8 protein-coding genes and 1 pseudogene are annotated in these 5,446 nt (G+C 66.9%); 6 read left to right on the top strand and 3 right to left on the bottom strand.

Annotation, left to right across the window (positions count from 1 at the left end; all coding sequences use genetic code 11):
- The 6 genes and pseudogenes from ilvD to H5T77_RS25335 form a co-directional block, all read left to right on the top strand.
- Nucleotides 1-1,632 (top strand): dihydroxy-acid dehydratase (ilvD, locus tag H5T77_RS25350; protein ID WP_292653383.1); only part of this gene is annotated, 1,632 nt, incomplete at its 5' end.
- Nucleotides 1,633-1,883: 251 nt separating this feature from the next.
- Nucleotides 1,884-2,366, top strand: coding sequence for an NUDIX hydrolase (locus H5T77_RS25345; protein ID WP_292653384.1), 483 nt, complete (start codon nt 1,884-1,886; stop codon nt 2,364-2,366).
- A 165-nt stretch (nt 2,367-2,531) separates the two neighbouring features.
- Nucleotides 2,532-2,675: pseudogene (locus tag H5T77_RS25735) on the top strand (sigma factor); the annotation flags it as partial.
- Nucleotides 2,638-3,021, top strand: a complete 384-nt coding sequence (locus H5T77_RS25730; RefSeq protein WP_366816679.1) for an RNA polymerase sigma factor — start codon at nt 2,638-2,640, stop codon at nt 3,019-3,021. The pseudogene H5T77_RS25735 and the gene H5T77_RS25730, both read left to right, overlap by 38 nt.
- A 9-nt stretch (nt 3,022-3,030) precedes the next feature.
- Nucleotides 3,031-3,573 (top strand): hypothetical protein, encoded by a 543-nt coding sequence (locus tag H5T77_RS25340; protein ID WP_292653382.1) that lies wholly within the window; start codon nt 3,031-3,033, stop codon nt 3,571-3,573.
- Between the two features lie 180 nt (nt 3,574-3,753).
- Nucleotides 3,754-4,038, top strand: a complete 285-nt coding sequence (locus tag H5T77_RS25335) for a hypothetical protein (protein ID WP_292653381.1) — start codon at nt 3,754-3,756, stop codon at nt 4,036-4,038.
- 54 nt (nt 4,039-4,092) lie between these two features.
- Here the strand turns inward: H5T77_RS25335 and H5T77_RS25330 are convergent, their stop codons facing one another.
- The 3 genes from H5T77_RS25330 to H5T77_RS25320 form a co-directional block, all read right to left on the bottom strand.
- The gene (locus tag H5T77_RS25330) at nt 4,093-4,632 is read right to left on the bottom strand and encodes a hypothetical protein (RefSeq protein ID WP_292653380.1); all 540 of its coding nucleotides are present in this window, start codon (nt 4,630-4,632) and stop codon (nt 4,093-4,095) included.
- A gap of 135 nt (nt 4,633-4,767) precedes the next feature.
- Complete coding sequence (locus H5T77_RS25325) at nt 4,768-5,145, bottom strand: nitroreductase family deazaflavin-dependent oxidoreductase (RefSeq protein WP_292653379.1); 378 nt, start codon at nt 5,143-5,145, stop codon at nt 4,768-4,770.
- 1 nt (nt 5,146) lies between these two features.
- A partial coding sequence (locus tag H5T77_RS25320; RefSeq protein WP_292653378.1) for a nitroreductase family deazaflavin-dependent oxidoreductase occupies nt 5,147-5,446 on the bottom strand: 300 nt, incomplete at its 5' end.

Genomic DNA, 5,446 nt, shown 5'->3' with positions numbered 1-5,446 from the left:
CTGGAGGCCACTGCCTCCCGTGGCATGCTGCGGGCCGTCGGCCTCGGAGACGACGACTTCGCGAAGCCGCAGATCGGCGTCGCATCGTCGTGGAACGAGATCACCCCCTGCAACCTGTCCCTCGACCGGCTCGCAAAAGCGGTGAAGAACGGCGTTCACGCGGCCGGCGGCTTTCCGCTGGAGTTCGGCACCATCTCCGTCTCCGACGGAATCTCGATGGGCCACGAGGGCATGCACTTCTCGCTGGTGTCGCGCGAGATCATCGCCGACTCGGTCGAGACCGTCATGAGCGCGGAGCGGCTCGACGGCTCCGTACTGCTCGCAGGCTGTGACAAGTCGTTGCCCGGCATGCTGATGGCGGCTGCTCGACTCGATCTCGCCTCTGTCTTCCTCTACGCCGGCTCGACCATGCCCGGGCAGGTCGACGGCCGCGACGTCACGATCATCGACGCCTTCGAGGCGGTCGGGGCCTGCATCGCGGGAAAGATGAGCCGCGAGGACGTCACCCGCATCGAGAAGGCGGTCTGTCCTGGTGAGGGCGCCTGCGGGGGCATGTACACCGCCAACACGATGGCTGCTGTCGCTGAGGCGATCGGCATGTCGTTGCCCGGTTCGGCCGCTCCCCCGGCGGTCGACCGCCGACGCGACGGCTTCGCCCACCGCTCGGGCGAAGCGGTGGTCGGGATGCTGCGCAAGGGCATCACCGCACGCCAGATCATGACGAAGGACGCCTTCGAGAACGCCATCGCCGTCGTGATGGCCCTCGGCGGTTCCACCAACGCCGTGCTGCACCTGTTGGCCATCGCCAACGAGGCCGAGGTCGACCTGACTCTCGACGACTTCACCCGGATCGGAGAGAAGGTCCCCCACCTCGCCGACCTCAAGCCCTACGGCAAGTACGTCATGAACGACGTCGACAAGATCGGCGGCATCCCGGTCGTGATGAAGGCGCTCCTGGACGCGGGGCTGCTCCACGGCGACTGCCTCACGGTGACCGGGAAGACCATGGCTGAGAACCTCGAGGACCTGAGCCCGCCCGCCCTCGACGACGAGGTCATCCACTCCTTCGAGCGGCCGATCCACCACACCGGTGGTCTCACCATCCTGAAGGGCTCGCTCGCCCCCGAGGGGGCTGTCGTCAAGACGGCCGGCTTCGACGACACCGTCTTCCGCGGCACCGCCCGGGTCTTCGACGGTGAGCGGGCCGCGATGGACGCCCTGGAAGCGGGGCTCATCGTCGCGAGCGACGTCGTCGTCATTCGGAACGAGGGCCCGAAGGGCGGCCCGGGCATGCGGGAGATGCTTGCCATCACGGGAGCCATCAAGGGCGCCGGTCTCGGCAAGGACGTCCTGCTGATCACCGACGGCCGGTTCTCCGGAGGCACCACGGGCCTCTGCGTCGGCCACATCGCCCCAGAGGCCGTCGACGCCGGCCCGATCGCCTTCGTCCGCGACGGCGATCCCATCGTCCTCGACGTCGTCAACCGCACCCTCGAGGTCGAGGTGGAGCCCGAGGAGCTGGAGCGGAGAAAGGTCGGCTGGGAGCCACTTCCCACGAAGTATCCTCGCGGCGTGCTCGGCAAGTACCGGCGTACGGTGCAGTCAGCCGCGGTCGGCGCCGTCACGAGCTAGTCAGCTGCCCGCGCCGGCGGAGCTCCGAGCTCCGCCGGCCAACGGCCGACTCATCTCGCCCTGTTCCGATACCCCCGTACGTTTCCCCGTCCCATCTGGTTCTACTTCGGGGTCGAACCAGTGGCCGGCACGGCTCTGCTTGTGTGCGTTTGACCTGGCTGAATTCGGCTATGCTCGGCGCCGTGGGATCTCGGCCGACATCAGAAACGTCTGTACACACGCCACGTCCGCGCGCCCCCAGGGCGAGCCACCTGGGCCAACGAGTCGACTGGCACAACGACCCCTCGGCCCCCGAGGTCAACAGCCTCCGGCCCAGCGCCGGTGCTTTCGTGCTCGACGACCCGGGCAGGATCCTGCTGATCCGCCGCAACGACACCGGCAACTGGACGATGCCCGGCGGGGCCATGGAGCCCGGCGAATCACTGACCGCGGCCGCGGTCCGCGAGACGTTCGAGGAGACCGGCATCACCATCGAGGTGACCGGCCTGGTCGGGATCTGGACCGACCCGCGCCACCGCATCGAGAACACCGCCAACGGCGAGGTACGCCAGGAGTGCTCCATCATCTACGCCGGCCGCTACCTCGCCGGCGAGCCCACTCCATCAGCTGAGAACACCCACGCCGAATGGGTGTATCCCACGATCGTTCCCAGCCTTCAGATGGACCGCAGCCAGCGCGTACGGATCGACTGGGCACTCAACCGCAACTTCCCGCACCTCGATCCCAACCCCTGATCGCGGCCTGCCCGCCTCTCGCCGTCATCGGCTTACCCCGCTCGGATCCGTGAGCCCGACTTCTCGGGTCCTGATCGATGAGCAAGAACTCGCGCGCCAAGGGAACCTGGTCGAGCCCGCCGGCGTAACCATGGCAGGGAAGCAACTTTTCGTCTGGAGGAGCCGATGCACGACCGCGAGGCCCGGTTCGATGCGTTCTACAACGCGCGGTCGGCGCAGCTTGTTCGGTCTCTCTACCTGGCCTGCGGCGACCTCACCCGCGCAGAGGACTGTGCCCAGGAAGCATTTCTTCGCGCGTGGAGGCGATGGTCCAAGCTCGAAGGCGACGACCCGGTCGGCTGTTCGAACGGTGGCGTGGAGGCTCTGTGTCAGCGACTGGCGCTCGACTCAACGGCTCCAAAGAGCCCTGGCTCGCCTCAAGCTGGTCGATGCGACCACGTCGGACATCGCCGCTGGGTCGCCGCTCGCCAATGCGCTCGGCCTACTCGACGCTCTGCCCATCGATCAACGCCGAGTCGCGGTCCTGTACTACATCGAGGATCTACCGGTCGATGACATCGCTGCTCTTCTCGACGTGCCTCCCGGCACGGTCAAGTCGCGTCTGTCCCGTGGCAGAGAAGCTCTTCGGCGGTCCTTGGCTGCGGATCAGGGCTAGGAGAGGGATATGAACATGGAAGACGACGCGCACATTCGCTCAGCCCTCACCTCAGAGGATTGGGACTACCAGCCTCGATCGGCCGAGGAGGTTCGGCATTCCGGCCGCCCACGGACCGCAGTCCGATGGGGCATTGCCGGACTAGCTGCTGCTGTCGCGCTCGGCGCCGGCTGGTGGGGGATGCACACGCTCAACAGCCCTCAGGACCCGTCATTCGCAGGCGCCAGCGACGTCACGCTGATCACCCATCAACCCATGCCGATCAGCATGGAGGCCCTGCTCGCCGGCACGCTTGTGCTCGACGACGGCTGTCTCGAGGTAGACGACACTTTGGTGATCTGGCCGGCGGGATCGCAGTGGGACGAATCCCGCCAAGCCGTCACGCTGTCCCAGGATGGGCAGGACTTCACTGTCGCGACCGGCAGTCAGTTGCCTGACCTCGGCGGAGGAACCATCTCGCTGGACGAAGTCTCGGCCTATCTCGACCCGGCCTATCTCGCGGCCGCGTCGAGCTGCCTCGGCTCATCCCAATCGGTTCTCGTCGTCAATTGAAGTTGCCAGCAAACACGTCCTGTCGCCCCAGCGCGACGAGACACCGAACGCACCGGGAGGCCGGATGGCTGAGCAGTGGCACGAGAGGTTGGTTCGTCTTCAGGCCGCCAAGGGCTGGAGCAACCGGGAGACCGCGATGCACTACATCGCCCTGTCGACCTTCCACGAAGAGGCTCAGCCATGGCCGACACGGTCATCGCCACCAGCACCCGGCCGGACGGCACCGTGATCAGCCCGATGCGCTTGGCGGAGGCCCAGCTGACCAAGGCCGTCCTCGCCGCCCGCGACGGTAGCCCGATGTTGGCGCTCGATCTCGCCGAGGCCGCCCTCAACCACGAACGAAGGTCCCAGCCCAGCCTGCTCCTCGTCGCCAGCGAGGTCGCCCACGAACTCGAGTACCGCTCCCCCGCCGACGGCGCCGAGTTCCGCAACCACCTTCGCACTCTCAGCGCCCCGGTGGCGTAGCTCCACAGATTGCTGATGGATCGCACCGCAACCATTGGTCAGACGGGAGACCGCTCATCCCCGCAGCCACGCGGCGAGGTCATCGACCGGCGATGTCGCCGCTGGGCACGCCGCGAAGAACGTAGACGTACGCCATGCCGCGATCTCCTCGGCCGAGTCCCCGGGCGCCTCACGTTGCAAGTAGGCAAGCAGGTCTTCCTGTCCTATCTGCGCGGCGAAAGCCACAGAGGCGTCGAGACCTTGGGACATGAGGAAGACACCGTCGATGTAGCAGTACGCGTCGAAGTTGGCCTTCTTCGCCTGCCAGATCAGCGGCACGTCGTCGAGATGTCCATCGCAGAAGAGCATCCAGCAACAAGCCAGCAGGACATCCCCACAACCGTCGTCTGCCTCGGCGCGTGAAGCTGTCTCGTACGCGGTGACCGCACGAAGCAGGTTGATATCACTCGTGTCCCGCGCAGTGAGCAACGTGGCGACGACCGCCGGCCTGACCAGCGAGTCGACCGATTCGGAGACCCCGGGCCCGAGCAACGACGGCCAGGAATCCGCCTGGACACCGCGGACCTGCCGCAGCAGACCGACACCCGTGCTCACATCAACCCACTCTTCCTTGCCCTCGGTGCCCAGCGGTCCTCACTGACCGCGAGCCGCGACTATAGAGCGGTGTGTGCGCCGCGCCCCGGGCCGGGTTTCGTACCCGTCGGTCGACAGCGGCCGCAGCCCGGTTGGTCAGGCCGTACGCAGCAACCTGAACTCGCGCCTCTGCAGCACCTTCAGCACGAGCTTGGCCGGATAGCCGAACGCCTCCCGACCGGCTTCGGTCGGATAGGGCTCGATCGCCGACACCTGATGCCACTGCCCGTCGACCAGCAGCTCGCAGCTTCCGGCCGCAACGATGTTGCGATACCAGTTCACGTCCTCGCCGTAGGTCAGCTCCGCAATGAACCCCTCCGGCACTCGCGCGACGATGATCGGCGTCTCGTACGTCTTCCCCGACTTCCGGCCGACATGACGCACGAGCGAGAACGGCCCGCGCCCCGAGCGAGCCGCCCGCGTCGTCGCCCGGTTGAGCGTGTTCTTGAGCAACCACAGCCACTTGCGCCGCATCTCAGTCTCCTAGAAGTCTTAGGTTCACCATCGGCAGTCCCTCGACCTCATGGCCGACCGCCGTCTCGATCGCACCGCGCAGTCGCCGCCAGGCCTTCGGGTGCGCCTCCTGATAACGACCCAGCACCGCAGCAGACTCCTCGTCCGAGAGAAACCTCGCCTGCGCCGCGGCGCTTGTACGCCTCCCGATGCTGACGCGACATGCCGGCTCGGCCAGGAGGTTCCGATACCACTGCGCCTCGGTGCCGAAGCCGCTCACCACCACGATCTCGTGCTCGCTCGGCCGCTCGACGACCTCGAG

This window comes from Nocardioides sp. (assembly GCF_014360585.1).
Taxonomy (GTDB): Bacteria; Actinomycetota; Actinomycetes; order Propionibacteriales; family Nocardioidaceae; genus Nocardioides.
This window is presented reverse-complemented; position numbering and strand designations above follow the sequence as displayed.

Coding starts and splice junctions, on each gene's coding strand:
- H5T77_RS25335 (WP_292653381.1), top strand. CDS start 3,754: ATGGCCGACACGGTCATCGCCACCAGCACCCGGCCGGACGGCACCGTG.
- H5T77_RS25340 (WP_292653382.1), top strand. CDS start 3,031: ATGAACATGGAAGACGACGCGCACATTCGCTCAGCCCTCACCTCAGAG.
- H5T77_RS25325 (WP_292653379.1), bottom strand. CDS start 5,145: ATGCGGCGCAAGTGGCTGTGGTTGCTCAAGAACACGCTCAACCGGGCG.